Here is a 25,633-nt window from a genome sequence, read left to right on the forward strand (position 1 = left end):
AAACGTGCGGTGAATCGTGGTTGTTCGTGCTTAATTGCCCGGTGGCGCTGACGCTTACCGGGCCTGGAGGCTTTACTCGTCTTCTAACAGAGATTCATAGGCAGTTGCGTCTAATAACGCTTCAACCTCTGCTTCGTCGCTGGCCTTGATTTTAAAGATCCAGCCGCCAGCGTACGGCTCGCTGTTGACCAGCTCTGGGTTGTCGCTGAGGGCATCGTTGACTGCCACGATCTCGCCGCTCACCGGTGCATAGATGTCAGAGGCCGCCTTAACGGACTCTGCAACAGCACAGTCATCGCCCGCGCTGACGGTTGCGCCCACGTCCGGCAGGTCAACGAACACCATATCGCCCAGCAGCTCTTGCGCATGTTCGGTGATGCCAACGGTGTAGGAGCCGTCTGCTTCTTTGCGCAGCCATTCGTGTTCTTTACTGTATTTCAGGTCGCCAGGTACATTGCTCATTAACATTTCTCCACGATAGATTAGGTTACGCGACGGCTTTGCCAGCGCGTACAAAAACAGGTTTCGTTACCTTCACCGGCATTTCACGGTTGCGGATCTGCACGATAGCCGTGTCGCCAATCCCAGCCGGTACGCGGGCCAGCGCGATGCTGTAGCCCAGCGTCGGCGAGAAAGTGCCGCTGGTGATAATGCCTTCCTGCGAGTTGCCGCTGGCGTCGGTGAAACGCACCGGCAGTTCGTTACGCAGGACGCCTTTTTCGGTCATGATCAGGCCAACCAGCTGTTCGGTGCCTCTTTCACGCTGGACTTCCAGCGCTTCGCGGCCAATAAAATCGCGATCGGCAGGCTCCCAGGCGATGGTCCAGCCCATGTTTGCCGCCAGCGGCGAAACGCCTTCGTCCATCTCCTGGCCATAGAGGTTCATACCCGCTTCCAGACGCAGCGTGTCGCGCGCGCCGAGGCCGCAGGGTTTCACGCCTGCGCCAACCAACGCCTGCCAGAAATCCGCCGCCTGCTCACTCGGCAGCGCAATCTCATAGCCTGCCTCGCCGGTGTAGCCGGTGGTGGCAATAAACCAGCCGTCCGACTCCACGCCAAAGAAGGGCTTCATGCCTGCCACGGCCTGACGCTGGGCATCGGTAAACAGACCCGCCGCTTTCGCCTGGGCATTCGGCCCCTGAACGGCGATCAGCGCCAGATCGTCACGCACGGTAATGTCGATATCAAAGGGCGCCGCGTGCTGGGTGATCCAGGCGAGATCTTTTTCGCGGGTGGCAGAGTTCACCACGAGGCGGAAGTGATCTTCGGTAAAGAAGTAGACGATCAGGTCATCGATGACGCCACCGGAGGCGTTAAGCATACCGCTGTAGAGAGCCTTGCCCGGCTGGGTCAGTTTAGCCACGTCGTTGGCCAGCAGATGGCGAAGAAACGCCCGGCAGCTGCCGCCGCGCAGATCGACGATGGTCATATGCGAAACATCAAACATACCGGCATCGGTACGCACCGCGTGGTGCTCATCGATCTGTGAGCCGTAGTGCAGGGGCATCATCCAGCCGTGGAAATCCACCATGCGGGCACCGCACAGCGTGTGTTGTTCGTATAAAGGGGTTTGCTGAGCCATCTTTTCCTCATTGAATAAGCGGGGCCAGGATAAATAAGGCGAAGTCGTAAGCACGTAAGCCTCGGTTCCAGACGGCGACGCAAACGTTACCTTTCGCCTGAACTTATCATCGAACAGCGGGCATAACCATAAGCAAAAATGTTCCATCACATTAGCTTATGACCTAAAAGCCTGAAGCGGGCGGCAGGATATTACACTGGCACAGGCCTATTAGTTTGCGATAAACATCATAAAACAGACGATGGATACCCGATAAGCCAGCGCATTACGCGGCAAAGCGCGCAGATTTCAAGAGGGGGAAAATTCGGTGGATGAGAAAAAGTAATCCGAAAACAGGGGTGAAATTAGAATATTTCAAATGAGCGAGCACGTCCCTCTCCAGGGTCGGAGAGGGAAAGTGTGATCGAGTTAACGTAACCACTCTGGCAGATCGTTCAGGCCCATCGCCTGGCGAATAAGCTGCGGCTTAACCCCCGGCAGCGTGTCGGCGAGCTTCAGGCCGAGATCGCGCAGCAACTTTTTCGCCGGATGCGTACCGGCAAACAGCTCACGGAAGCCCTGCATACTCGCCAGCATCACTCCGGCGCTGTGTTTACGGCTACGTTCATAGCGACGCAGGTAGAGGTGCTGGCCGATATCTTTGCCCGCGCCGTGCAGGCGTTTCAGTTCGTTGACCAGCTCGGCGGCATCCATAAAGCCAAGGTTTACGCCCTGCCCCGCCAGCGGATGGATGGTATGCGCTGCATCACCCACCAGCGCCAGCCGATGTGCGGCAAACTGGCGTGCATAGCGCCCCGTCAGCGGAAACACCAGCCGCTCGCTCTCAACGTGGCAGAGACCGAGGCGGTTATCGAACGCCATGTCCAGCGCCTGGTTGAAGGTCTCTTCCGTCGCCTCCTGCATCCTTGCTGCTTCGAGCGGCGGCAGCGACCAGACAATGGAGCAGAGATGCGGATCGCTCAGCGGCAGGAAGGCCAGGATGCCGTCGCCGTGGAAGACCTGACGCGCCACCGCCTCGTGAGGCTCATCGGTGCGGATAGTGGCGACCAGCGCATGATGACGGTAGTCCCATGAGGTGAGCGCAATATCGGCTTTTTCGCGCAGCCAGGAGTTAGCCCCATCCGCGCCGATCACCAGCCGTGCCGTCAGCATGCCGCCATCCTTCAGGGTTAAAAAGGCTTCGTTTTCGCCCCAGGCGACCTGCTGTACGCCAGCGGGTGCCATGAGCGTGACGTCCTGACACTGCTGCGCTTTCTGCCACAGGGCCTGATGGATCACATCGTTTTCAATAATGTGCCCAAGGTGGCTGTAGCCCATGCTGCGGTCGTCAAAGGCGATGCGTCCAAAGCTGTCTTTGTCCCACACTTCCATGCCGTGATAGCAGCTGGCGCGGTTCGCTACGATGGATGACCAGACGCCAAGACGCGTTAGCAGCTTTTCACTGGCGGCGTTGATGGCCGAGACGCGGAGCGCAGGCGGCGCACTCTCCGGCAGCGGCTGAGGCGGGTTTTGCTCCAGCACCGCTACGCGCAGGCCGCTCCCCTGCAATCCGCAGGCTACCGCCAGACCAACCATACCGCCGCCAACAATTGCTACATCTACATTCTGCAAAATTCACTCCCAAAACTACTGCCTGGTAAAGCAGGCCGGCCTATCGGGCGACCCAGCCTAGCGTCCGTTGCGCCAGCACGTCGCGTGCTGGAGTAAAAAGTTCCATTGCCATCAGACCGGCGTTGCGACCCGCAACCAGCGGCGACCAGCGGTTAGCAAACAGCTGCACCAGCCCGTCCGTGACGCCGATTGTTGCCTCTTTGTCACTCTGGCGGCGCTGCTGATAGCCGTGCAGCACAGACCATGATCCGATGTCGGTATTCTCTGCCCGCGCATCAGCCAGCGTCTCGGCCAGGCTCATCACATCACGCATGCCGAGGTTGAACCCCTGCCCGGCGATGGGGTGCAGCGTCTGGGCAGCGTTGCCCACCAGCGCCACGCGGTGCGATACCGGCGATGAGGCGGTGGTTAACGCCAGCGGATAGGCGTTGCGGGTGCCCGTGTGGACAATGCGCCCAAGCCGCCAGCCGAACGCGCTTTGCAGCTCGTGGCAGAAGCGTTCATCGGACCAAGCCATCACTTCATCGCGCTTCTCCAGTGGATGACACCAGACCAGCGAGTAGCGCCCCTGCGACATAGGCAGCAGCGCCAGTGGGCCGTGCTCGGTGAAGCGCTCGAAGGCTCTCCCCTGACCAGCAACCGACGTTGTGACGTTGGCGATCACTGCCGCCTGATGATACGGCGTCTGCTGCCAGCCGATACCGCACTGCGCTGCCAGCGCCGAGCGCGAGCCATCCGCCGCCACCAGTAAATTTCCTTGCAGCGTTTTGCCGCTCTCCAGGGTCACGCTGACGCCCTCCTCGCTGCGGGTAAAGTCGCTGACCCGATCGGGGCAGTGCAGCGTGACGCCGGGCGCGCGGCGTAGCAGCGAAAACAGCCGCTGCCCCACCTCGTGCAACTCCACGACGTGCCCGAGCGCGTCGACACGGTAGTCCTGCGCCTCCAGCGTCACGAAGCCCGCATGACCGCGATCGCTCACGTGAACAGTGGTGATGGGCGTGGCGCACTGGGCAATATGCTGCCAGATGCCGATCCGCGCCAGATGCTGGCAGGTGCCCTCGGCCAGCGCAATGGCTCGCGCATCAAAGCCAGGATGCGCCTGCGCTTCCGGGGCAGTCGCTTCGATAAGGTGCACCGGCAGCGTGCCGTGCGTCAGGCGCGAAATGGCCAGCGCAAGCGTGGCGCCGGTCATCCCGCCGCCGACGATAATTACGCTCATGAATGTTTCGCCGCCGCCATCAGCGCCTCGATCTCATCGGCCTTCTTGACTACGCTGGCGGTCAGGTTCTCGTTGCCGTTTTCGGTGATAAGAATGTCATCTTCGATGCGGATACCAATGCCACGGTACTGTGGCGGCACGTCGGCATCCGGGGCGATATAGAGACCCGGTTCGACGGTCAGCACCATACCCGGCTCAAGCGTGCGTGAACGGTCAGGCCCGTAGACGCCGACGTCATGGACGTCCAGCCCCAGCCAGTGGCTCAGGCCGTGCATGAAGAAGGCGCGGTGGGCGTTGTCAGCCATTAGTTGCTCAACGTCCCCCTTCAGGATACCGAGCTTCACCAGCCCGGTGATCATGATCCGCACAACGTCGCTGGTAACGTCCTGAATGGAGGTGCCCGGACGGAACAGGGTCAGGGCAGCGTCGAGCGAGGCCAGCACGATGTCATAGATCTCGCGCTGGGCCGGGGTAAACTTGCCGTTAATCGGGAAGGTACGGGTAATATCCCCCGCGTAGCCACGATACTCGCACCCGGCATCAATCAGCACCAGATCACCGTCGCGCAGCTCGCTTTCGTTCTCGGTGTAGTGCAGGATGCAGCCGTTTTCCCCGCCGCCGACGATGGTGTTGTAAGACGCAAAGCGCGCCCCGTGACGGTTGAACTCGTGCAGGATCTCGCCTTCGAGCTGGTATTCGAACATGCCCGGACGGCAGGCCTGCATCGCCCGCGTGTGGGCCAGAGCGCTGATCTCACCTGCGCGGCGCAGGACGTCAATCTCTTCCGGGGATTTAAACAGGCGCATCTCATGGACGATGGGACGCCAGTCGGTAATGGAAGCCGGCGCGGTGAGATTCTGCCGGGATCCTTTACGCAGCTTATCCAGCGCGGTGAAGAGGATCGTATCCGCATAGGGATATTCGCCCTGGGCGTGGTAGACCACGTCAAGGCCGTTAAGCAGCTGGTAGAGCTGCTCGTCGATTTCACTGAATGCCAGCGCCCGATCCACGCCCAGCTTCTCTGGCGCGGCCTCCTGGCCCAGCCGACGGCCAAACCAGATCTCTGCGGTTTTATCCCGCAGGCGGTTAAACAGGACGCTGTGATTGTGGGTGTCATCGCTCTTGATCAGCACCAGCACCGCCTCGGGCTCGTTAAAGCCGGTGAAGTACCAGAAGTCGCTGTTTTGACGGTAGGGATATTCACTGTCGGCGCTGCGGGTCGCCTCCGGCGCGGAGAAGATCAGCGCCGCGCTGGCCGGGGCCATCTGCGCAAGCAGCGCCTGGCGGCGGCGAAGAAACTCAGACTGGGTCATGACACCTCCTTTTTAGCATTCAGTACGACGCTTAATGTAGCGTTGGCTTACGCACTTCCGGTGCGGTCGGCTGTGGACGAGTAAACGTATCATGGCAGAGCAGCGCCGCCACGCGAACATACTCCACGATCTCTTCGAGCGACATCTCCAGCTCTTCCTGGTCTTCGTCCTCCTCGTAGCCGAGCTGCGCGATGTTGCGCAGATCGTCGATAGCCTCGCCGGTATCGCCGGTGATTTTATCGAGCTTCGGCTGCGTGACGCCCAGCCCCAGCAGGAAGTGGTTCACCCAGCCCGCCATGGCGTCGGCCCGGTCAAACACGCTGACCTCGTCGCCGTCCGGCAGAAAGAGCTGGAACTGGAAGCCATCGTCTTCCAGCGCGTCGCTGGTGGCGGCGTGCATCTTACGCAGCGCCTCGGCCAGTTCATGACCAAACGCCAGACCTTCGTTGGTGAGATCGTGTAACAGCGGCTGCCACGAGCTATCGTTATTACCGCCGCAAAGCATCCCGCCGATCAGACCGTGCATCTCGGCTGGCGTTAAGCCAACACCCTGTTGGGTGAGTAACTGGTTCAATTCATTGTAACCAGGCATTTCGTTCTGTATTGACATGCGCATTCGTCGTCGTTGGGAGAAAGATTCATGGTATGCTACCACTTTGGACCCTGGTGATATAGCCGTCAGCTTTCGCCAAACATGCGTTTGCGACCTTTACGTATAGGTTTCTTTTTACGGCTATGTTAAGAGAATAGGCTAAGAGTTCAGGTTATGAGAATCTGCTTGAATCCTCTAACCGGGGTAGCTATAGTGTCGCCCCTTCGCAGCCAGGACTCGGTTGCCAAGGTAGAGCGCAGTCAAACAGCAGGAAGGTGTCATGTCTGCACAACCCGTCGATATCCAAATTTTTGGCCGTTCACTGCGCGTGAACTGTCCGCCTGAACAGCGGGACGCTCTCAATCAGGCTGCAGATGATCTGAATCAGCGGTTGCAAGATCTGAAAGTACGCACTAGAGTCACAAATACTGAGCAGCTAGTTTTCATCGCCGCGTTGAACATTAGCTACGAACTGGCTCAGGAAAAGGCGAAAACCCGCGACTACGCATCCAGCATGGAGCAGCGTATTCGACTGTTACAGCAGACCATCGAACAGGCATTGCTTGATCAGGGTCGCACAAACGAAAGACCGGGGCCTAAGTTTGAATAACACTTCAATGTCGACTATGGTAGAGTGACAGTGAAGAAAAAATTTCTCTGAGATGTTCGCAAGCGGGCCAGTCCCCTGAGCCGATATTTCATACCACAAGAATGTGGCGCTCCATGGTTGGTGAGCATGCTCGGTTCGTCCGAGAAGCCTTAAAACTATGACGACATATTCACCTTGAACCAAGGGTTCAAGGGTTACAGCCTGCGGCGGCATCTCGGAGATTCCCCTTCCTCTACCTGATACCATGACATCACTCGCGCTACCCGCTTCACCCCGACAGCTCATTCGCCAGCAAATCCGCCAGCGTCGCCGTGCGCTAAGCCACGACGAGCAGCGTCGCTACGCCCAACAGGCCGCTAACCGCATGATGGCGTTTCCGCCGATGGTATTGGCCCACACCGTGGCGCTGTTTCTCTCGTTTGACGGTGAGCTTGATACCCGTCCGCTGATCGAGCAGCTCTGGCGCAGCGGCAAACGCGTCTGCCTGCCGGTTTTGCACCCCTTCAGCCCCGGTAATCTGCTGTTTCTGCACTACCATCCCGAGAGCGAACTGGTGGTAAATCATCTGAAAATTTATGAGCCCAGGCTCGATCTGCGCGACGTCACGCCACTCGACACGCTGGACGTGTTGATCACGCCGCTGGTGGCTTTTGACAACCAGGGACAACGGCTGGGGATGGGCGGCGGCTTTTACGATCGCACGCTACAGAAGTGGCAGCAGCACGGCTTTACGCCGGTAGGCTATGCCCATGACTGCCAGCAGGTCGATGCCCTGCCGGTAGAAGAGTGGGATATTCCCTTGCCTGCGGTGGTGACGCCAACGCAGACATGGCAGTGGTAGGCCCGGCAGGCGCGCCGGGCAACACCGATTAGTAGAGCAGGCGCGCGCGGATGGTTCCGGCAATGCCTTTCATGCTCTGCAGCGCCTTCTGCGCCACCTCTTCTTCCGCTTCGATATCGATCACCACGTAGCCCATCTGCGGCGTTGTTTGCAGATACTGGGCGGCAATGTTCACTCCCTGCTCGGCAAAGATCTGGTTGATGGCGGTCAGCACGCCAGGGCGGTTCTCATGGATATGCAGCAGGCGACGACCGCCGTGCAGCGGCAGCGAGACTTCCGGGAAGTTCACGGCAGAGAGCGTCGAGCCGTTGTCTGAATATTTCGCCAGCTTGCCTGCCACTTCAAGACCGATGTTCTCCTGCGCTTCCTGTGTAGAGCCGCCGATGTGCGGGGTCAGAATGACGTTGTCGAACTCACACAGCGGGGACTCAAACGGATCGCTGTTGGTCGCTGGCTCGGTCGGGAAGACGTCGATGGCCGCCCCCGCCAGGTGCTTGTTACGCAGCGCGTCGCACAGGGCCGGAATATCGACAACCGTACCGCGTGCGGCGTTGATCAGCAGCGAGCCAGGCTTCATCAGGGCCAGCTCTTCAACGCCAATCATGTTCTTGGTCGAGGCATTTTCCGGCACGTGCAGGCTCACCACGTCGCTCATATTCAGCAGGTCAGAGAGGTGCTGAACCTGGGTAGCGTTGCCCAGCGGCAGCTTGTTTTCGATATCGTAGAAGAAGACGTTCATCCCCAACGACTCCGCCAGAATGCCCAGCTGGGTACCGATGTGGCCGTAGCCGATAATACCGAGCTTCTTGCCACGTGCTTCATAGGAGCCGGCGGCAAGCTTGTTCCACACGCCACGGTGCGCCTTGGCGTTGGCTTCCGGAATGCCACGCATTAGCAGCAGCAGCTCGCCGATCACCAGCTCCGCTACCGAGCGGGTATTGGAAAACGGCGCGTTGAATACCGGCACGCCGCGCTTAGCCGCCGCGTTAAGGTCAACCTGGTTGGTACCGATGCAGAAGCAGCCTACGGCAACCAGCTTCTCTGCGGCAGCGAAAATCTCTTCTGTCAGATGGGTACGGGAGCGCAGGCCGATGAAATGGGCATCACGGATCGACTCTTTCAGCTGGGCGCTGTCCAGCGCGCCTTTGTGGTACTCAATGTTGGTGTAACCCGCTGCACGAAGGCTATCTATTGCTTTCTGATGAACGCCTTCAACCAGCAAAAACTTAATTTTGTCTTTTTCCAGTGATACTTTTGCCATTTCCCCGACCCTGTTATTTTCTAAATCAGTGTGTGTTCGCTTTAGCCAACATATCAAAAAAAACTATTGCGGCAATATGAACGTTTGCGTCGGCGGTATGAAGAAAAGTCACGCAGCGAAGTTTGACAGAGGAAAATGCTAGCAAAGCGGCGAAACCGCGGCAGGATCAGCAGCCGCTGGCTGAAAACGTGACACAAGTCACCAAATTCAGCCAGGGGAAATTTTTTCTAAGGCGAGCGCGTCTCGCCGTCAGATCATTTTACGATGGTTTTCACGCCGTCGGCGGTACCGATCAGCGCCACATCCGCACCACGGTTGGCGAACAGACCCACGGTAACCACCCCTGGAATGCCATTAATCGCATTTTCCAGTGCCACAGGATCGATAATCTCCAGACCGTGCACGTCGAGAATGACGTTACCGTTGTCGGTCAGCACGCCCTGACGGTATTCAGGACGGCCGCCCAGCTTCACCAGCTGACGGGCAACGGCGCTGCGGGCCATGGGGATCACCTCTACCGGCAGCGGGAAGCTCCCCAGAATGGCGACCTCTTTTGACGCATCGGCAATACAGATAAACTTATCCGCCACGGAGGCGATGATCTTTTCGCGAGTCAGCGCCGCGCCGCCGCCTTTGATCATCTGCATCTGGCCGTTGATCTCGTCAGCACCGTCAACGTAGACGCCCAGACGATCGACCTCGTTGAGATCGAACACGGTGATGCCAAGGGATTTGAGCTTGTCGGTGGAGGCGTCAGAGCTGGAAACGGCCCCTTCAATCTGCCCCTTCATTGTGCCCAGCGCATCGATAAAGTGTGCAGCCGTTGAACCGGTGCCAACCCCAACAATGGTGCCTGCCTCAACGTACTTTAGCGCCGCCCAGCCTACTGCTTTTTTGAGTTCATCCTGCGTCATGATCGTTTGCCTGTGGTGTGGAGACTGAGCGCGCATTATAAGGCATCGATCGTTAAAATGTCCCTGTGATCAATGTCACAACTCCTAGTGAAAAATGCAGGCGCGCATTTCGTCTGTATCGAACCAAAATTTATGTCATAGTGCTGTTAATCACACTTTGGAGCACCTCTTAGCAATGAAACGTCCGGACTACAGAACATTACAGGCGCTTGATGCGGTCATTCGTGAACGCGGGTTTGAGCGCGCCGCGCAAAAGCTGTGTATTACCCAGTCCGCCGTCTCACAACGTATTAAACAGCTGGAAAATATGTTCGGTCAGCCGCTGCTGGTTCGTACCGTGCCGCCGCGTCCTACCGAACAGGGTCAAAAGCTGCTGGCGCTGCTGCGTCAGGTTGAGCTGTTAGAAGAGGAGTGGCTGGGGGATGAGCAGACCGGCTCCACGCCGCTGCTGCTCTCGCTGGCGGTCAACGCCGACAGCCTGGCGACCTGGCTGTTACCTGCCCTGGCGCCGGTATTGGTTGACTCACCAATCCGCCTTAATCTCCAGGTGGAAGATGAGACCCGTACCCAGGAGCGTCTGCGTCGGGGTGAAGTGGTCGGCGCGGTCAGTATCCAGTCCCAGGCCCTGCCGAGCTGCCTCGTGGATCGGCTCGGCGCACTCGACTATCTGTTTGTCGGTTCGAAAGCGTTTGCCGAACGCTACTTCCCCAACGGCGTTACCCGCTCGGCGCTGCTGAAGGCCCCGGCGGTAGCATTTGACCATCTCGACGACATGCACCAGGCCTTTTTGCAGCAGAATTTCGACCTGCCGCCGGGCAGCGTACCGTGCCACATCGTTAACTCGTCCGAAGCCTTTGTACAGTTGGCGCGCCAGGGAACGACCTGCTGCATGATCCCGCACCTGCAAATTGAACGCGAACTGGACAGCGGCGAGCTGATCGATCTGACGCCGGGCCTGTTCCAGCGGCGGATGCTCTTCTGGCACCGTTTCGCGCCGGAGAGCCGCATGATGCGCAACGTTACCGAAGCGCTGCTGGCCCACGGTCGCCGCGTGCTGCGTCAGGATTAAATCGGGAAGGTATCCGGCCAGGTTTGATCCCGGCCGGATAAGAGAAGGTTACTGCTGGGCTGGCTGCGTTGACTGAGCGGGTGTCGACTGCGCTGGCGTAGACTGAGAAGTCTGACCCGCCTGCGGTTGCAGTTCAAACACCACGTCAACCTGATCGTCGAACTGGATCGTTGGCTGCTCGTAGGTCTCCTGAGCCGACGCCGTTGCCGCGTCTGCCTTCATCATGCGTACCATCGGGGTAGGCTGATAGTTAGAGACGTGGTAGCGCACGCTGTACACCGGCCCCAGGGTGGACTTAAAGCCCGCCGCCAGCTGTCCGGCCTGACGCACGGCGTCATCGATCGCCGCTTTACGCGCCTTGTCTTTATAGGCTTCCGGTTGCGCAACGCCCAAGGTAACCGCACGGATCTCGTTCAGTCCGGCTTTCAGCGCGCCGTCCAGCAGCGAGTTAAGCTTATCCAGCTCGCGCAGCGTCACCTCTACCGTACGCACCGCCCGGTAGCCTTTCAAAATGCTTTTGCCATTCTGATAGTCATAGTCCGGCTGGGTACGCAGGTTAGCGGAGTTGATATCTTTCTTCGCCACGCCGTTCTGCTCAAGGAAGCTCAGGTATTGCGCAACGCGATCGTCGGCCTGCTTCTTCGCCGAGGCGGCATCTTTTGCTGCAACGTTAACTTCAATCGCCAGAGTGGCGATATCCGGCACGGCATCAACGCTCGCCGTACCCGAGGTCACAATATGCGGGCCGTTTGGCAGCTCATTTGCCTGAACCGACAGCGCACCTAATCCAACTAATGCCGCAAGGGCCATCACTTTGAACTTCACCGTAGCTTCTCCTTGTCTGAATATTCGCCGCGGACGCGGACGTTTGGCTGCAAGCTTAACGTTTTCGGCGCGGTTGTCCATCGGACTTAGCCTGGTAACGCTGAGCTACAGCACCTGCAAATGATGAATACCTTCCTTCGCCAGCTGAAACGCGATAAACCACATGATCACGCCAACGACGACGTTGATAATACGCTGCGCCCTGGCGGTGCGTAGGCGAGGCGCAAGCCAGGCTGCCAGCAGCGCCAGGCCGAAAAACCAGATAAACGAGGCGCTAATCGTCCCGAGCGCAAACCACCGCTTCGGCTCTGCCGCCAGCTGCCCACCTAAACTGCCGAGCACCACAAAGGTGTCGAGATAGACGTGAGGGTTGAGCCAGGTCACTGCCAGCATCGTGGCGATTATCCGCCAGCGCCCCTGTTTTAACACTTCTGCATTAGCCAGCTCAAGCTGTTGGCTAAAGGCCGTTTTTAGCGCGCCAAAGCCATACCAGAGCAGGAACGCAACGCCGCCCCAGGTGACCAGCGCCATGAGCCACGGCGACTGCATCAGCACCGCGCTGCCGCCGAAGATCCCGGCGCAGATCAGAACCAGATCGCTAAGGGCGCACAGCCCAGCCACCATCAATGGATACTGACGGCGGATCCCCTGATTCATCACAAACGCATTTTGCGGGCCCAGCGGCAGGATCATCGCCGCACCTAATGCAAGCCCTTGAAAATAATAACTTAACACCGTTATAGCCTCTACCTAATCTTCATGGCGGAGACTATACCGCGCCCTTATTATAAGCGGAAATTTAAAATTCTAATCAGTAATCAGTAGTGCTAATAAGAAGCAGGGCCAGCTATGCTGGCCCTGAAGAGGTTATTGCTGCTCGGCAGGCTCAGCGGCTTTCTCACGCTTGAAGTGCACGTCCATCTGCGGATATGGGAAACCAATGCCGTGGGCATCGAACGTCTTCTTGATGCGCTCCAGCACATCCCAGTAGACGTTTTGCAGATCGCCGCTGTTGCTCCAGGTGCGGATCACAAAGTTAACTGAGGATGCGCCCAGTTCGTTCATGCGCACGGTTCTTTCGCGATCTTTCAGAATACGATCGTCAGACTCGATAATCTCGGTGAGCAGCTGTTTCACCAGATCGATATCCGCATCGTAATCAACACCGATAATGAACTCGTTACGGCGAACCGGCTCGCGGGAGAAGTTAATGATGTTTCCGGCAATGATCTTGCCGTTGGGGATCACAATGTAGCGACCATCTGCGGAGCGCATGGTGGTAGAGAAGATCTGCACATGCAGAACGGTGCCCGCCACGCCGCCTAAATCCACATACTCACCGGCGCGGAAAGGACGGAAGGTCACCAGCAGTACGCCTGCGGCGAGGTTAGACAGCGAGCCCTGAAGCGCAAGGCCAATGGCCAGACCCGCGGCGCCCAGCACGGCAATCACCGATGCGGTCTGCACCCCTATCCGTCCCAGCGCGGCGATCAGGGTAAAGGCAATAATGCCGTAGCGCACCAGCGCAGAGAGAAAGTCAGCTACCGTTGGATCGATATGCCGGGCTACCATCACCCGATTGAGAGTCTTAGAAATGGCCTTGGCCACCACCATCCCGATAGTGAGGATGACAATCGCAGCAACGATGTTGACGGCATAGCTCAGCAGCAGCGCCTGGTTGCGCACCAGCCAGCCGCCGGCGTTATTTATGCTACCCAGCACATTAAGATCGTCCATTCACTGTTCCTTATGCTTACCTAAATGGGTTAAAAATCACGTAAAACGTGAAGCAGGTTTGCAAAGCGTAAACAAAAAACGACACCTATGCCAAATCCTAAACGCACCGGTCGCACAAAACGCCCGCAATAAGGTTAACTTTTCAGACTGTGTTCACCCTATACAGGCAAAAAAAATGGCCCCCCGTAGGGAGCCACTCACTTTTACACGCTTTAAATTACAGAACGTCGATCGCGTTCAGCTCTTTAAATGCCTGCTCCAGACGCGTCACCATGCTGGCCTGTGCGGCACGCAGCCATACGCGCGGATCGTAGTATTTCTTGTTCGGCTGGTCTTCGCCTTTCGGGTTGCCCAGCTGAGACTGCAGGTAAGCTTCGTTCTCTTTGTAGTACTTCAGGATACCTTCCCAGTTCGCCCACTGAGTATCGGTATCGATGTTCATTTTGATCACGCCGTAGCTTACGGAATCTTTGATCTCCTGAGCGGAAGAGCCGGAACCGCCGTGGAACACGAAGTTCAGGCTGTTGTGCGGCAGGTTATGTTTCTTAGAAACATACTCCTGAGAGTCGCGCAGGATGGTCGGGGTCAGCTTAACGTTGCCCGGCTTGTACACGCCGTGCACGTTACCGAAGGACGCCGCAATGGTGAAACGCGGGCTGATCGCGTTCAGCTTGGTGTACGCGTAGTCAACGTCTTCTGGCTGGGTGTACAGGGCAGAGGCGTCCATATGGCTGTTGTCCACGCCATCTTCTTCACCGCCGGTGCAGCCCAGTTCGATCTCCAGGGTCATGCCCATTTTGGACATGCGCTCCAGGTATTTAGAGCAGATCTCGATGTTCTCTTCCAGGGACTCTTCAGAGAGGTCGATCATGTGGGAAGAGAACAGCGGTTTACCGGTAGCGGCAAAGTGTTTTTCACCAGCGTCCAGCAGACCGTCGATCCACGGCAGCAGTTTCTTCGCGCAGTGGTCAGTGTGCAGGATCACCGGCACGCCGTAGTGCTCAGCCATCTGGTGAACGTGGTGCGCACCAGAGATAGCACCCAGAATAGCCGCCTGCTGGCCTTCGCCTTTAAAGCCTTTACCGGCGATAAACGCAGCACCACCGTTGGAGAACTGAACGATAACCGGCGCTTTTACCTTCGCAGCAGTTTCCAGAACGGCGTTGATGGAGTCGGTACCCACGCAGTTAACGGCTGGCAGAGCAAAGTTGTTCTCTTTAGCTACCTGGAATACTTTCTGAACGTCATCACCGGTGATCACGCCTGGTTTTACGAAATCAAAAATTTTAGACATGTTGTAAATCCTGTATTTACAGAAAACGGGTCTGAAATCAGGCGGAGCGATCCGCCTGCTCAGGCATTACTTCTTAGCGCGCTCTTCGAGCATCGCTACGGCTGGCAGCACTTTGCCTTCCACGAATTCAAGGAACGCGCCGCCACCGGTGGAGATGTAGGAGATTTTGTCAGCGATGCCGAACAGGTCGATCGCTGCCAGGGTATCACCGCCACCTGCGATAGAGAACGCGTCGCTGTCAGCGATGGCGTTGGCTACGATCTCAGTCCCTTTACGGAAGTTCGGGAACTCAAAAACGCCAACCGGGCCGTTCCACAGAATAGTTTTGGCGTTTTTCAGGATTTCAGCCAGTTTCTCAGCGGACACATCGCCCAGATCCAGAATCTGCTCTTCATCTTTGATGTCGTTAACAGATTTCAGGGTCGCGGTCGCGGTTTCGGAGAACTCGGTAGCAACGCGTACGTCAGTCGGGACCGGAATGTCGCAGGTCTGCAGCAGACGTTTCGCTTCGTCGACCAGGTCAGCTTCGTACAGGGATTTGCCCACGTTGTGGCCCTGAGCGGCGACGAAGGTGTTGGCGATACCGCCACCGACGATCAGCTGGTCAGCGATTTTAGACAGGGAGTCGAGCACGGTCAGCTTGGTGGAGACTTTAGAGCCGCCAACGATAGCCACCATCGGGCGAGCCGGCTCTTTCAGCGCTTTACCCAGCGCGTCCAGCTCTTCTGCCAGCAGCGGGCCTGCGCACGCCACGTCAGCAAATTTGCCGACGCCGTGGGTAGAGGCCTGTGCACGGTGTGCAGTACCAAATGCATCCATTACGAAGATGTCGCACAGGGCAGCATATTTTTTCGCCAGGGTTTCGTCGTCTTTCTTTTCGCCTTTGTTGAAGCGAACGTTTTCCAGAACGACCAGCTCACCGTCAGCCACTTCCACGCCGTCCAGGTAGTCTTTCACCAGACGTACCGGGCTAGAGAGTTTGTCTTTCAGGTAGTTAACAACCGGCAGCAGAGAGAATTCTTCGTTGTACTCGCCTTCGGTCGGACGACCCAGGTGAGAGGTGACCATCACTTTTGCACCCTGTTTCAGGGCCAGTTCGATAGTCGGCAGGGAGGCACGGATACGCGCATCGCTGGTTACTTTACCATCTTTAACCGGTACGTTCAGATCCGCACGGATAAAAACGCGTTTACCAGCTAGATCCAGATCGGTCATCTTAATTACAGACATGGTGAATCCTCTCGTTGATTCTTAAAGTTTTGCAGACGCAAGACGCGTCCTACCTAAAACCTTTCGCGGCCATCGCTAACGTCGTGTCGAGCATTCGGTTAGCGAAACCCCATTCATTATCACACCAGACCAGCGTTTTGATCAGATGTGCACCGCTGACCCGCGTCTGTGTGCCATCGACAATGGCACTGTGCGGATCGTGGTTAAAATCAGTTGAGACCAACGGTAATTCCGTATAGTCAACTATACCATGAAATGCTTCCCGTGACGCCTTTTGCAGCAAGTGGTTGACTTCGTAGGCATTTACCGGACTGTTTACCGTTACGCTGAGGTCGATTGCGGTGACATTGATTGTCGGTACGCGTACGGCAATCGCTTCAAATTTATCGTTAAATTTTGGAAAGAAGCGCGTAATGCCTGCCGCAAGCTTGGTATCAACCGGAATGATCGACTGGCTGGCAGCTCGCGTACGCCGCAGATCCGGATGGTAAGCGTCAATGACCTGCTGATCGTGCATCGCCGAGTGGATGGTGGTGACCGTCCCGGACTCAATGCCAAAGGCATCATCAAGCAACTTGATAATGGGAATAATGCAGTTGGTGGTGCAGGAGGCGTTAGAGACGATGCAATCGTCCGCACGCAGATCGTCCTGATTGACGCCGAAGACCACGGTGGCGTCGAGATCGCTGCTGCCCGGATGGGAAAAGAGCACCTTCTTTGCCCCGGCGGCCAGGTGCGCCTCGCCGTGCTGACGGTTGCCGTAGACGCCGGTGCAGTCCAGCACGACATCGACCTCAAGCTCGCGCCAGGGTAGCGCATCAAGGGTTGGCTCGTGTAGGAGACGGATCGCGTCATGGCCGACAAATAGCTGTCCGCCCTCGTGATGAACACGCTGGCTAAAGCGGCCGTGGCTGGTGTCATACTTCAACAGATGCGCAATGCCTGCGTCATCCGCCAGCTCGTTAATGGCCACTACGGCGATCTCCGCCCGGCGTCCGGATTCATACAAAGCACGAACCACGTTACGCCCGATGCGACCAAAGCCATTTATCGCGATGCGTAGGGTCATAAGTCTCCTGCAAAGCTATCCCTGAGTCGATGGCTGACAGAGTAATGCAGCGGCATAGTCAGGGAAACCTCGCCTGTCACAAACTGTGACTAAGTGGTTAAATGTCGAACGGAATTTCGACTGAAACGCTTCAGCTAGGGTAAGCGAAACGCGGAATAAAGGGAATCTGTCGCCGCGGGGTTAAGCTAGTTATCTGATCTGCGTCACACTTTACCGCCAACCTACGGCAGAATTATTCCATTGCCGGGATCCGTATTCCTTTATACGGAAAACTGCCATCGGTCGCGGTCTTTTCCTGATATACATCATTAAAACGAATTGCTGTCGCTCTTATGATCGCTGCCACTTTGGCGTTTACGAGGCCTATGACCATGACCCCCGGCACCTCTCCATCCAGCGCGCGTTTCTATGCCCTACGGCTGCTTCCCGGCGATGAGCTGCTCACTGCCCTGCGTGCATTTACCCAGCGTCACGCAATCCAGGCGGCATGGATTGCTGGCTGCACCGGCAGCCTGACGGACGTGGCGCTGCGCTTCGCCGCCCGTGACGAGACCACTTATCTCCATGGCACCTTCGAAGCGATCTCCCTTGGCGGCACGCTGGAGCTGGCCGGTGAGCATCTGCACCTCAGCGTGGCCGATGAGAATGGCGTGATGACCGGCGGGCACGTCATGCCTGGCTGTACGGTTCGCACCACGCTTGAACTGGTGATCGGCGAGCTGGCCACGCTCGCTTTCAGCCGCCAGCCCTGTGCTGCTTCGGGCTATGACGAGCTGGTTATCAACGCGCGCTAATCTTCCTAACTCTACGAGGTCACTATGGCACGTCGCCAACTCGCCAGCCAGACGCTGGCACTGATCGTTATCTCCATCGCCATCAATATGATCGGCGGCCAGCTGATTAGCCTGCTGAAGCTGCCGATCTTTCTCGACTCTATCGGCACGCTGATGAGCGCCGTGCTGCTGGGGCCGTTTATCGGCATGCTCACCGGCCTGCTGACCAATCTGCTCTGGGGGCTGCTCACCGATCCCATCGCCGCCGCCTTTGCCCCGGTGGCGATGGTGATTGGGCTGGTAGCCGGTTGGCTGGCCCGACTGGGCTGGTTCCGCACCCTGCCGAAGGTGATCGTCAGCGGCATCGTTATTACGCTCGCGGTCACGGTGGTGGCCGTACCGCTGCGTACCGCCCTGTTTGGCGGGGTGACCGGCAGCGGAGCCGATCTCTTTGTCGCCTGGATGCACTCCATGGGCCAGGATCTGCTTGAGTCCGTGGCGATCACCGTGCTTGGAGCTAACCTGGTGGATAAGATCCTCACGGCGATCGTGGTTTGGATCCTGCTGCGCCAGCTGCCCCTGCGCACCACCCGTCACTTCCCCACCATGGCCGCCGTGCGTTAAATGCACCCCTTTACGTCGCTCACGCTGTGGGGGCTCGCCGCATTCTCTACGCTGCTGATGCCCGCAGGCGTGGCGCTCACCGCCTGGAGTGCAGCCGCCTTTGCCAGCCTGCTGCTTTTTCGCGCTACCCGCAGGCGGGCGCGCTACGTCGTCTGGCTGATGTTTTCTCTGGGCGCAGGGCTCTGGCTGGTGCACGGCGGCTGGCTGACCGAATGGCTTAGCGGGCAGCCACGCGATCCTCGGCGCTGGGCGCAGGCCGTTACGCTCTGGCTGCGTATTCTGGCGATCGTCTCGACCGCCCAGCTCTGGATGCACTGTGTGCCGGTCCGGCAGTTTATTCGCGCGCTGTTTGCCAGCCGCCTGCCGCCGGGTCTCGCCTACCTGCTTTCAGGCCCTCTGCTGATCGTCGAGCAGCTTAAGCATCGGCTAGCCAGTATTCATGAAGCCCAGCGTGCCCGGGGCGTGCCGCTGGATGGGCGCTGGTATCAACGTCTGCGGGCGATCCCGGCCCTGGTACTGCCTCTGACCCAGGGCACGCTTAACGATCTCGCCGTGCGCGGCGCGGCGTTGGATATGCGGGCCTTTCGCCTGCATCGTACCCGCACCACGCTGTGGGCACCGAAGGACAGCGTCCTTCAACGTGCCGTGCGCTACGGCATGGTGGCGCTGATCGTCGCGGAGGCTGGCGTATGGCTATGGTTACGTTAGAGGGATTTTGCTATCAGCCGTTGCACGCCAGCGCCGCGCCGCGAACGTACGATTTTCATTATGCGCGGCCCGGCATGGTGGCGATTATCGGCGACAACGGCAGCGGAAAAAGCACTCTGGCGCAGCTGATGGCGGGCTGGTATCCGGACTTTCTTCCCGGCACCGTTAACGGCGCGGGTAGCCTGCTTGGACAGCCGATCGGCACGCTTTCACTTGCCGCGCAGGCGCAGACCATTCAGCTGGTGCAGCAGTCGCCCTATCTTCAGCTCTCGGGCTGCACCTTCAGCGTGGAGGAGGAGATTGCCTTTGGGCCGGAGAACCTCTGCCTGAGCGAGGAGGCGATCTTTGCCCGCATTGACGCGGCGCTGACCCTGACCGACTGCCAACCGCTGCGCCACCGTCACCCGGCGACGCTCTCCGGCGGGGAGACGCAACGCGTGGTGATTGCCTGCGCGCTGGCAATGCAGCCCAAAATCCTGCTGCTGGATGAGGCCTTCAGCCGCCTGACGCCCCAGGCCACGCAGCAGATGCTCGAACGCCTCGCCGCCTGGGCTACGGCACAGCAGGCGCTGATCGTGCTGTTCGAGCGCAGGCTTGAGCCGATGCGTCCTCTCTGCCAGCAGGCCTGGCAGCTCACAACCGAGGGATTAACGCCGCTATGCTGAAAGTAGAAAACGTCGATTTTCGCTGGCCAAAGGCGGAGCAGCGCTGTCTGCGCGGCGTGTCGCTCCACCTGGCGCCAGGCGAGTTCGTGGCCCTGATTGGCGATAACGGCGCGGGTAAATCCACGCTGCTGCGTATTATGGCCGGGCTGCTTGCCCCTGATGCGGGAAGCGTTTCAATCCAAAGCCATGCGCTATCGCGCCTTAAGGCACAGGAGCGGGCAAGGCTTACCGGCGTGCTGTTTCAGGAGGCGGAAAATCAGATCGTGCAGAGCGAAGTTTTTGCCGAGGTGGCGTATGGCCTGCGGTTGCAGAAGCTGCCCCAGGATGAGATCCAACGAAGAGTCGAAGAGGCGCTAACGCTGTGCCAGCTTGAGGAGGTAGCCGAGGCGCATCCGCTCGATCTCCACGTTGCCCAGCGCCGAATGGTCGCCGTGGCAAGCCTGGAGGCGCTGTCGCCGCCGATGCTGCTGCTTGATGAACCCAGCCGCGATTTTGACGATCGCTGGCTGGGTATATTCGAAAACTGGCTGGCACTTTGCCGCCAGCGTGGCACCACGGTGCTCGCCATCAGCCATGATTACGATTTTATCCGCCGCAACTTCCCGCGGATCGTGCGCCTGGCTGACGGCGGCATTGCCGAAGACAATTGCAGTCTGTAACCGCTCGTAGGCCCGGCCAGCACAGCGCCGCCGGGCGTTAACGGATTACAGCAGCTCTTTTGCCTTCGCCACCACGTTTTCCACGGTGAAGCCGAACTCTTCGAACAGCTGCTCTGCCGGAGCAGACTCACCGAAGGTGGTCATCCCGACGATAGCGCCGTTCAGGCCGGTATACTTGAACCAGAAGTCGGCGATACCCGCTTCGATGGCCACGCGCGCCGTAACTGCTTTCGGCAGCACGGACTCGCGGTACGCCGCATCCTGCTTGTCGAACGCGTCGGTAGACGGCATGGAGACCACGCGCGCCTTCACGCCTTCGGCAGTCAGCTGCTCCCATGCGGCAACAGCCAGCTCAACTTCAGAACCGGTGGCGATGAAAATCAGCTGCGGCTGACCGTCGCTGTCCTTCAGCACGTAGCCGCCGCGGGCGATGTCGGCCAGCTGCTGCTCGGTACGCTCCTGCTGAGCCAGGTTCTGACGGGAGAGGATCAGTGCGGTCGGGCCGTCGTGACGCTCTACGCCATACTTCCACGCCACCGCAGATTCAACCTGGTCACACGGACGCCATGTGCTCATGTTCGGCGTCAGGCGCAGGGAAGCCACCTGCTCTACCGGCTGGTGAGTCGGGCCGTCTTCACCCAGACCGATGGAGTCATGGGTATAGACCAGCACCTGACGCTGCTTCATCAGCGCAGCCATACGCACTGCGTTACGGGCATACTCCACAAACATCAGGAAGGTAGAGGTGTATGGCACGAAACCACCGTGCAGGGCGATACCGTTGGCAATGGCGGTCATGCCGAACTCGCGCACGCCGTAGTGAATGTAGTTTCCTGCTGCATCTTCGTTGATGGCTTTAGAGCCAGACCAGATGGTCAGGTTAGACGGTGCCAGGTCAGCGGAGCCGCCGAGGAATTCTGGCAGCAGCGGGCCAAAGGCTTCGATGGCGTTCTGAGACGCTTTACGGCTGGCAATTTTGGACGGGTCAGCCTGCAGCTTAGCGATGAACTCATTCGCTTTCGCGCTAAAGTCAGCTGGCATGTCGCCTTTCATGCGGCGAGTAAACTCGGCGGCTTCCTGCGGGAAGGCGTTGGCATAGGCAGCGAACTTCTCGTTCCACGCGTTCTCTTTCGCCGTGCCAACTTCTTTCGCATCCCACTGGGCGTAGATGTCAGACGGAATTTCGAACGGCGCGTGTTTCCAGCCCAGCTGCTCGCGGGTCAGAACGATTTCCGCGTCGCCCAGCGGTGCGCCGTGGGAGTCGTGGGTACCCGCCTTGTTCGGGGAGCCGAAGCCGATCACGGTTTTACACATCAGCAAGGACGGCTTGTCGGTAACGGACTGGGCTTCTTCAACGGCGCGTTTGATCGCGTCGGCATCGTGGCCATCTACGCCACGTACGACGTGCCAGCCGTAAGCCTCAAAGCGTGCTGCGGTATCGTCGGTGAACCAGCCTTCAACGTGGCCGTCGATAGAGATGCCGTTGTCGTCATAGAACGCCACCAGCTTGCCGAGCTTGAGGGTACCGGCCAGGGAGCACACTTCGTGAGAAATGCCTTCCATCATGCAGCCGTCGCCCATGAACGCGTAGGTGAAGTGGTCAACGATGTCGTGGCCAGGACGGTTGAACTGTGCCGCCAGGGTTTTCTCGGCAATCGCCATGCCTACGGCGTTGGCAATGCCCTGGCCCAGCGGGCCGGTGGTGGTTTCAACGCCAGCGGTGTAGCCCACTTCCGGGTGGCCCGGGGTTTTTGAGTGCAGCTGACGGAAGTTCTTCAGCTCCTCAATCGGCAGGTCATAGCCGGAGAGGTGCAGCAGGCTGTAAATCAGCATGGAGCCGTGGCCGTTGGACAGCACAAAACGGTCGCGGTTGGCCCAGGCTGGGTTAGCCGGGTTGTGGTTCAGGAAATCACGCCACAGGACTTCGGCGATGTCTGCCATACCCATCGGGGCACCCGGGTGACCGGATTTGGCTTTCTGTACTGCGTCCATGCTCAGCGCACGAATAGCATTGGCAAGCTCTTTACGTGAGGACATTTTGACTCCAGATCGGACTGTTAAAGGCCATGCCCGTAGCGACTTGACTACAGCGCAATATGGGCTACGCCGGAAAAAAGTGTCAACAATGTAACCCAAGCGGCTAGCCATGTACATGGACCATCCTTTTGCCATTTCAGAAATCTCTGGAAGCCGCTCGCAGGTTGCGCAAACACTCGCCCACGGCTTGCGATTTTCTTTATACTCAGGGAAGGTTCCCGCCTCCCTGCGTCGGGAAGACCATTAAAATTATCAATATATTGATGCGGAAGATAACCAATGAAAATTCGGCAAGCATTGCTCGCTCTGGGTGTGGCAGCGGCATTAACCGGCTGTCAGAACATGGATTCAAACGGTTTATTAAGCTCGGGCGCTGAGGCATTCCAGGCCTACTCACTTTCGGATGCACAGGTAAAAGCGTTGAGCGACGAATCCTGTAAAGAGCTGGACAGCAAAGCAACGCTTGCGCCTGCTAACAGTCCCTATCGCCAGCGACTGGATAAGATCGCCTCTGCGCTGGGCGACAACATCAACGGCCAGGCGGTAAATTACAACGTCTATATCACCAAAGACGTTAACGCCTTTGCGATGGCCAACGGTTGTATCCGCGTCTACAGCGGACTGATGGATATGATGAATGACAACGAGGTCGAAGCGGTGATCGGCCACGAAATGGGCCACGTTGCGCTCGGCCACGTGAAGCGCGGTATGCAGGTTGCCTTGGGCACCAACGCCGTACGCGTTGCCGCCGCCTCGGCGGGTGGCGTAGTGGGTAGCCTCTCCCAGTCGCAGCTCGGCGATCTTGGCGAGAAGCTGGTGAACGCACAGTTCTCCCAGCGCCAGGAGGCAGAAGCGGATGACTACTCCTACGATCTGCTGCGCAAACGCGGCATCAATCCGTCAGGCTTAGCCACCAGCTTCGAGAAGCTGGCCCAGCAGGAAGCGGGCCGTCAAAGCACAATGTTTGACGATCACCCGGCTTCCGAAGCCCGTGCACAGCACATTCGCGAACGTATGGAAGCAGACGGAATTAAGTAAATCTCAGCAGGCCGGGTAGTAGCTTCGCCTTACCCGGCCTGAATCACTTACGCTTCTTTCTTAGCAGCCTGGATGTAGAGCATCTCTAATGCCAGGGTCGCTGCGGCCAGGGCAGTAATGTCCGACTGGTCGTACGCCGGGGCGACTTCCACCAGATCCATCCCTACGATATTCAGATCTTTCAGGCCGCGTACCAGCTTAATTGCGCGATCGGAGGTCAAGCCACCAATCACCGGCGTACCGGTACCCGGCGCAAAGGCCGGATCCAGACAGTCGATATCAAACGTCAGATAGACCGGCATGTCGCCGACGATCTGCTTCACCTGAGCGATGATGTCGTCAACGGAACGATCGTTGACCTGGCAGGCGTCGAGCACGGTAAAACCGTTGTCCTTATCAAACTCGGTACGGATCCCGATCTGCACCGAGTGGTTCGGATCGATCAGGCCTTCTTTCGGCGCGGTATAGAACATAGTGCCGTGATCGAACTCGCAGCCGTTGGAGTAGGTGTCGGTGTGCGCATCAAAGTGCACCAGCGCCATCTTGCCGAAGTGTTTGGCGTGCGCGCGCAGCAGCGGCAGCGTGACAAAGTGGTCGCCGCCAAAAGAGAGCATACGCTTGCCAGCCGCCAGCAGACGCTCGGCGTGAGCCTGCAACTTCTCGCTCATCTCACGGGCATCGCCAAAGGCGTAGACCAGGTCACCGCAGTCAACCACGTTCAGGCGCTCGCGCATATCGAAGTCCCACGGGAAGCGGCAGTGCTCCCACGCCAGGTTGGTAGAAATCTGACGGATAGCGCCCGGGCCCTGACGGCTACCGGAGCGTCCGGACGTCGCCATATCAAACGGCACACCGGTAATAACCCAGTCAGCATCGCTGTCGTACGGCTGGAAATTCAGCGGCAGGCGTAAAAAACCAAATGCGTTAGATACCAGAGAGTTATCGTATTGATGACCTAAGGTGCTCATGGCTATGACCTCTTTTTCGTCGATAAAAAAACCCCTCCGCGTCGTTAGCCCGACGAGGAAGGGTTTGAATGGGGGGACTGCTTGTCTGGGGCGGATTATCGCCGTTAATCTGTACCGGTTCAAGTAAGTCCAAAATAATCTGCCCACGCCCCCTGCATTTACGTCTCTATCGACGATTATAGTTCACGCAGACGGGCAATGAGCGGCCCGGCCTCCTCAATCAACGTTTGCGTCGATGGGACGCAGAGGCACTCCAGCGAGACGGCGTGGTCATAGCCAGCGCGTTTTAACGCCCGGTAGATATCGTCCACCGGGAGATGGCCATACCCTGGAAACGCGCGGTTGGAGTCGGCAAAGTGGACGTGTTTGAGACGCGATCCCAGGGTAGCAATCGCCTCCGTAAAGTCGCGATCCTCAATGTTGGCGTGGAAAATATCCCACAGCACGCCGACGTTTTCTGGCGCATCGCTCAGAGTTAAAAACGTCATCATCTCCTCTGCGCTGTGCAGGTGCGCCATTTCGTACCGGTTAAGCGCTTCAACGATCAGCGTCACCCCACACCGCCTGGCCTGCTCAACGCAGGGCTGCATCGCCTCGGCCAGCTCATGCATATACTGCGTTTTGCTCAAGGTGCGGTCCGTTGCCCGCAGCGAGCCAATCGTAACATGGCTCCCCAGCTGGGCGGCGACATCAATATGCTCAGAGAGGCGCTGCCGGGTGCGCTCGATAATCGCCCTACCGCTGGCGAGCAGCGACAAACCGTCACGCTTGCGGGCCTGACCGGTCGCGATGGTGGTACAGCCCAGCCCGTAATGATCCAGCCGCTGTTTCAGCCTGGGGATGTTCATCCCTTCGTAATCATTAATACAGAGTTCGGCGGCGTCGAAACCGCTCTGCGCCAGCCATGCCAGGCCCTGCTCCAGCTCATTCGCGGTAAAAGGCGAAAAGAGCGTGTCGTACCGGCACGTTAGCGTCGCGCTAAATTTAATCATTT

26 protein-coding genes and 1 other RNA gene are annotated in these 25,633 nt (G+C 58.3%); 10 read left to right on the forward strand and 17 right to left on the reverse strand.

Annotated elements, in window-relative coordinates; genetic code table 11:
• Positions 1-72: 72 nt before the first annotated feature.
• The 6 genes from gcvH to EV102420_RS01530 all read right to left on the reverse strand — a co-directional run bounded on the left by gcvH (position 73) and on the right by EV102420_RS01530 (position 6,335).
• Complete coding sequence (gcvH, locus tag EV102420_RS01505) at positions 73-462, reverse strand: glycine cleavage system protein GcvH (protein ID WP_042388045.1); 390 nt, start codon at positions 460-462, stop codon at positions 73-75.
• A gap of 25 nt (positions 463-487) precedes the next feature.
• The gene (gcvT, locus tag EV102420_RS01510; RefSeq protein ID WP_042388047.1) at positions 488-1,582 is read right to left on the reverse strand and encodes a glycine cleavage system aminomethyltransferase GcvT; all 1,095 of its coding nucleotides are present in this window, start codon (positions 1,580-1,582) and stop codon (positions 488-490) included.
• A 408-nt stretch (positions 1,583-1,990) separates the two neighbouring features.
• On the reverse strand, positions 1,991-3,193 hold the full coding sequence (gene ubiI / locus EV102420_RS01515) for an FAD-dependent 2-octaprenylphenol hydroxylase (protein WP_042388049.1): 1,203 nt from the start codon (positions 3,191-3,193) through the stop codon (positions 1,991-1,993).
• A 40-nt stretch (positions 3,194-3,233) separates the two neighbouring features.
• On the reverse strand, positions 3,234-4,412 hold the full coding sequence (ubiH, locus tag EV102420_RS01520; protein WP_042388051.1) for a 2-octaprenyl-6-methoxyphenyl hydroxylase: 1,179 nt from the start codon (positions 4,410-4,412) through the stop codon (positions 3,234-3,236).
• On the reverse strand, positions 4,409-5,725 hold the full coding sequence (gene pepP, locus EV102420_RS01525) for a Xaa-Pro aminopeptidase (protein ID WP_042388053.1): 1,317 nt from the start codon (positions 5,723-5,725) through the stop codon (positions 4,409-4,411). The genes ubiH and pepP overlap by 4 nt, the downstream gene beginning before the upstream one ends.
• A gap of 31 nt (positions 5,726-5,756) precedes the next feature.
• Positions 5,757-6,335: a YecA/YgfB family protein gene (locus EV102420_RS01530; RefSeq protein WP_131405985.1), complete on the reverse strand. Its 579-nt coding sequence runs from the start codon at positions 6,333-6,335 to the stop codon at positions 5,757-5,759.
• A gap of 262 nt (positions 6,336-6,597) precedes the next feature.
• On the opposite strand from EV102420_RS01530, the gene zapA reads away from it, so the two are divergent.
• The 3 genes from zapA (at position 6,598) to EV102420_RS01540 (ending at position 7,768) form a co-directional block, all read left to right on the forward strand.
• Entirely contained in the window at positions 6,598-6,927 is a 330-nt protein-coding gene (zapA, locus tag EV102420_RS01535; RefSeq protein ID WP_042388057.1) for a cell division protein ZapA, read from the forward strand.
• A gap of 41 nt (positions 6,928-6,968) precedes the next feature.
• Positions 6,969-7,152, forward strand: a non-coding RNA gene (ssrS, locus tag EV102420_RS20995) — 6S RNA.
• 19 nt (positions 7,153-7,171) lie between these two features.
• The gene (locus EV102420_RS01540) at positions 7,172-7,768 is read left to right on the forward strand and encodes a 5-formyltetrahydrofolate cyclo-ligase (RefSeq protein WP_042388059.1); all 597 of its coding nucleotides are present in this window, start codon (positions 7,172-7,174) and stop codon (positions 7,766-7,768) included.
• Positions 7,769-7,796: 28 nt separating this feature from the next.
• Here the strand turns inward: EV102420_RS01540 and serA are convergent, their stop codons facing one another.
• Positions 7,797-9,029 carry a phosphoglycerate dehydrogenase gene (serA, locus tag EV102420_RS01545; RefSeq protein ID WP_042388061.1) on the reverse strand — a complete coding sequence of 411 codons (1,233 nt, stop codon included), beginning with the start codon at positions 9,027-9,029 and terminating at the stop codon, positions 7,797-7,799.
• Between the two features lie 254 nt (positions 9,030-9,283).
• The gene (gene rpiA / locus EV102420_RS01550) at positions 9,284-9,943 is read right to left on the reverse strand and encodes a ribose-5-phosphate isomerase RpiA (RefSeq protein ID WP_042388063.1); all 660 of its coding nucleotides are present in this window, start codon (positions 9,941-9,943) and stop codon (positions 9,284-9,286) included.
• Positions 9,944-10,118: 175 nt separating this feature from the next.
• Here rpiA and argP point away from each other — a divergent pair, with 175 nt between their 5' ends.
• Complete coding sequence (gene argP / locus EV102420_RS01555; protein WP_042388065.1) at positions 10,119-11,012, forward strand: DNA-binding transcriptional regulator ArgP; 894 nt, start codon at positions 10,119-10,121, stop codon at positions 11,010-11,012.
• Positions 11,013-11,060: 48 nt separating this feature from the next.
• On the opposite strand, the gene EV102420_RS01560 is transcribed toward argP, so the two are convergent.
• From EV102420_RS01560 to epd, 6 genes are all read right to left on the reverse strand, one after another.
• Positions 11,061-11,837: an oxidative stress defense protein gene (locus EV102420_RS01560; protein WP_042388066.1), complete on the reverse strand. Its 777-nt coding sequence runs from the start codon at positions 11,835-11,837 to the stop codon at positions 11,061-11,063.
• 105 nt (positions 11,838-11,942) lie between these two features.
• Positions 11,943-12,572: an arginine exporter ArgO gene (gene argO, locus EV102420_RS01565; protein WP_042388067.1), complete on the reverse strand. Its 630-nt coding sequence runs from the start codon at positions 12,570-12,572 to the stop codon at positions 11,943-11,945.
• 132 nt (positions 12,573-12,704) lie between these two features.
• A complete protein-coding gene (locus EV102420_RS01570; RefSeq protein WP_042388069.1) occupies positions 12,705-13,574 on the reverse strand; it encodes a small-conductance mechanosensitive channel MscS in 870 nt (289 codons plus the stop codon).
• A gap of 217 nt (positions 13,575-13,791) precedes the next feature.
• Positions 13,792-14,868, reverse strand: coding sequence for a class II fructose-bisphosphate aldolase (gene fbaA, locus EV102420_RS01575; RefSeq protein WP_042388071.1), 1,077 nt, complete (start codon positions 14,866-14,868; stop codon positions 13,792-13,794).
• 66 nt (positions 14,869-14,934) lie between these two features.
• Positions 14,935-16,098: a phosphoglycerate kinase gene (pgk, locus tag EV102420_RS01580; RefSeq protein ID WP_042388072.1), complete on the reverse strand. Its 1,164-nt coding sequence runs from the start codon at positions 16,096-16,098 to the stop codon at positions 14,935-14,937.
• A gap of 49 nt (positions 16,099-16,147) precedes the next feature.
• Complete coding sequence (gene epd, locus EV102420_RS01585; protein WP_042388073.1) at positions 16,148-17,167, reverse strand: erythrose-4-phosphate dehydrogenase; 1,020 nt, start codon at positions 17,165-17,167, stop codon at positions 16,148-16,150.
• A 371-nt stretch (positions 17,168-17,538) separates the two neighbouring features.
• Between epd and EV102420_RS01590 the strand changes: the two genes are divergently transcribed.
• From EV102420_RS01590 to EV102420_RS01610, 5 genes are read left to right on the forward strand one after another with little or no spacing between them, the layout of a single operon-like run.
• On the forward strand, positions 17,539-17,961 hold the full coding sequence (locus EV102420_RS01590) for a PPC domain-containing DNA-binding protein (protein ID WP_370678334.1): 423 nt from the start codon (positions 17,539-17,541) through the stop codon (positions 17,959-17,961).
• Between the two features lie 24 nt (positions 17,962-17,985).
• Complete coding sequence (locus EV102420_RS01595) at positions 17,986-18,564, forward strand: ECF transporter S component (protein WP_042388076.1); 579 nt, start codon at positions 17,986-17,988, stop codon at positions 18,562-18,564.
• Entirely contained in the window at positions 18,565-19,272 is a 708-nt protein-coding gene (locus EV102420_RS01600) for an energy-coupling factor transporter transmembrane component T (protein WP_042388077.1), read from the forward strand. It begins immediately after the preceding gene.
• Complete coding sequence (locus tag EV102420_RS01605) at positions 19,260-19,937, forward strand: ABC transporter ATP-binding protein (protein ID WP_042388080.1); 678 nt, start codon at positions 19,260-19,262, stop codon at positions 19,935-19,937. The genes EV102420_RS01600 and EV102420_RS01605 overlap by 13 nt, the downstream gene beginning before the upstream one ends.
• The gene (locus EV102420_RS01610; protein WP_042388082.1) at positions 19,931-20,596 is read left to right on the forward strand and encodes an energy-coupling factor ABC transporter ATP-binding protein; all 666 of its coding nucleotides are present in this window, start codon (positions 19,931-19,933) and stop codon (positions 20,594-20,596) included. Before EV102420_RS01605 ends, EV102420_RS01610 begins: the two co-directional genes overlap by 7 nt.
• 45 nt (positions 20,597-20,641) lie before the next feature.
• Here EV102420_RS01610 and tkt read toward each other — a convergent pair whose 3' ends face one another.
• Complete coding sequence (gene tkt / locus EV102420_RS01615) at positions 20,642-22,633, reverse strand: transketolase (protein ID WP_042388084.1); 1,992 nt, start codon at positions 22,631-22,633, stop codon at positions 20,642-20,644.
• A 279-nt stretch (positions 22,634-22,912) separates the two neighbouring features.
• On the opposite strand from tkt, the gene loiP reads away from it, so the two are divergent.
• Entirely contained in the window at positions 22,913-23,671 is a 759-nt protein-coding gene (loiP, locus tag EV102420_RS01620; RefSeq protein WP_042388086.1) for a metalloprotease LoiP, read from the forward strand.
• Between the two features lie 47 nt (positions 23,672-23,718).
• Here loiP and speB read toward each other — a convergent pair whose 3' ends face one another.
• Complete coding sequence (speB, locus tag EV102420_RS01625; RefSeq protein WP_042388088.1) at positions 23,719-24,639, reverse strand: agmatinase; 921 nt, start codon at positions 24,637-24,639, stop codon at positions 23,719-23,721.
• A 176-nt stretch (positions 24,640-24,815) separates the two neighbouring features.
• Positions 24,816-25,631, reverse strand: coding sequence for a sugar phosphate isomerase/epimerase family protein (locus EV102420_RS01630; RefSeq protein ID WP_042388090.1), 816 nt, complete (start codon positions 25,629-25,631; stop codon positions 24,816-24,818).
• Positions 25,632-25,633 lie beyond the last annotated feature (2 nt).

The sequence above is a fragment of the Pseudescherichia vulneris NBRC 102420 genome (assembly GCF_000759795.1).
Lineage (GTDB): Bacteria > Pseudomonadota > Gammaproteobacteria > Enterobacterales > Enterobacteriaceae > Pseudescherichia > Pseudescherichia vulneris.

Bases quoted from the DNA above. Each gene is read 5' to 3' on its own strand.
- gcvH (WP_042388045.1), bottom strand. From the start codon at position 462: ATGAGCAATGTACCTGGCGACCTGAAATACAGTAAAGAACACGAATGG.
- gcvT (WP_042388047.1), bottom strand. From the start codon at position 1,582: ATGGCTCAGCAAACCCCTTTATACGAACAACACACGCTGTGCGGTGCC.
- ubiH (WP_042388051.1), bottom strand. From the start codon at position 4,412: ATGAGCGTAATTATCGTCGGCGGCGGGATGACCGGCGCCACGCTTGCG.
- pepP (WP_042388053.1), bottom strand. From the start codon at position 5,725: ATGACCCAGTCTGAGTTTCTTCGCCGCCGCCAGGCGCTGCTTGCGCAG.
- EV102420_RS01530 (WP_131405985.1), bottom strand. From the start codon at position 6,335: ATGTCAATACAGAACGAAATGCCTGGTTACAATGAATTGAACCAGTTA.
- zapA (WP_042388057.1), top strand. From the start codon at position 6,598: ATGTCTGCACAACCCGTCGATATCCAAATTTTTGGCCGTTCACTGCGC.
- EV102420_RS01540 (WP_042388059.1), top strand. From the start codon at position 7,172: ATGACATCACTCGCGCTACCCGCTTCACCCCGACAGCTCATTCGCCAG.
- serA (WP_042388061.1), bottom strand. From the start codon at position 9,029: ATGGCAAAAGTATCACTGGAAAAAGACAAAATTAAGTTTTTGCTGGTT.
- rpiA (WP_042388063.1), bottom strand. From the start codon at position 9,943: ATGACGCAGGATGAACTCAAAAAAGCAGTAGGCTGGGCGGCGCTAAAG.
- argP (WP_042388065.1), top strand. From the start codon at position 10,119: ATGAAACGTCCGGACTACAGAACATTACAGGCGCTTGATGCGGTCATT.
- EV102420_RS01570 (WP_042388069.1), bottom strand. From the start codon at position 13,574: ATGGACGATCTTAATGTGCTGGGTAGCATAAATAACGCCGGCGGCTGG.
- fbaA (WP_042388071.1), bottom strand. From the start codon at position 14,868: ATGTCTAAAATTTTTGATTTCGTAAAACCAGGCGTGATCACCGGTGAT.
- pgk (WP_042388072.1), bottom strand. From the start codon at position 16,098: ATGTCTGTAATTAAGATGACCGATCTGGATCTAGCTGGTAAACGCGTT.
- epd (WP_042388073.1), bottom strand. From the start codon at position 17,167: ATGACCCTACGCATCGCGATAAATGGCTTTGGTCGCATCGGGCGTAAC.
- EV102420_RS01590 (WP_370678334.1), top strand. From the start codon at position 17,539: ATGACCCCCGGCACCTCTCCATCCAGCGCGCGTTTCTATGCCCTACGG.
- EV102420_RS01595 (WP_042388076.1), top strand. From the start codon at position 17,986: ATGGCACGTCGCCAACTCGCCAGCCAGACGCTGGCACTGATCGTTATC.
- EV102420_RS01600 (WP_042388077.1), top strand. From the start codon at position 18,565: ATGCACCCCTTTACGTCGCTCACGCTGTGGGGGCTCGCCGCATTCTCT.
- EV102420_RS01605 (WP_042388080.1), top strand. From the start codon at position 19,260: ATGGTTACGTTAGAGGGATTTTGCTATCAGCCGTTGCACGCCAGCGCC.
- EV102420_RS01610 (WP_042388082.1), top strand. From the start codon at position 19,931: ATGCTGAAAGTAGAAAACGTCGATTTTCGCTGGCCAAAGGCGGAGCAG.
- tkt (WP_042388084.1), bottom strand. From the start codon at position 22,633: ATGTCCTCACGTAAAGAGCTTGCCAATGCTATTCGTGCGCTGAGCATG.
- loiP (WP_042388086.1), top strand. From the start codon at position 22,913: ATGAAAATTCGGCAAGCATTGCTCGCTCTGGGTGTGGCAGCGGCATTA.
- speB (WP_042388088.1), bottom strand. From the start codon at position 24,639: ATGAGCACCTTAGGTCATCAATACGATAACTCTCTGGTATCTAACGCA.
- EV102420_RS01630 (WP_042388090.1), bottom strand. From the start codon at position 25,631: ATGATTAAATTTAGCGCGACGCTAACGTGCCGGTACGACACGCTCTTT.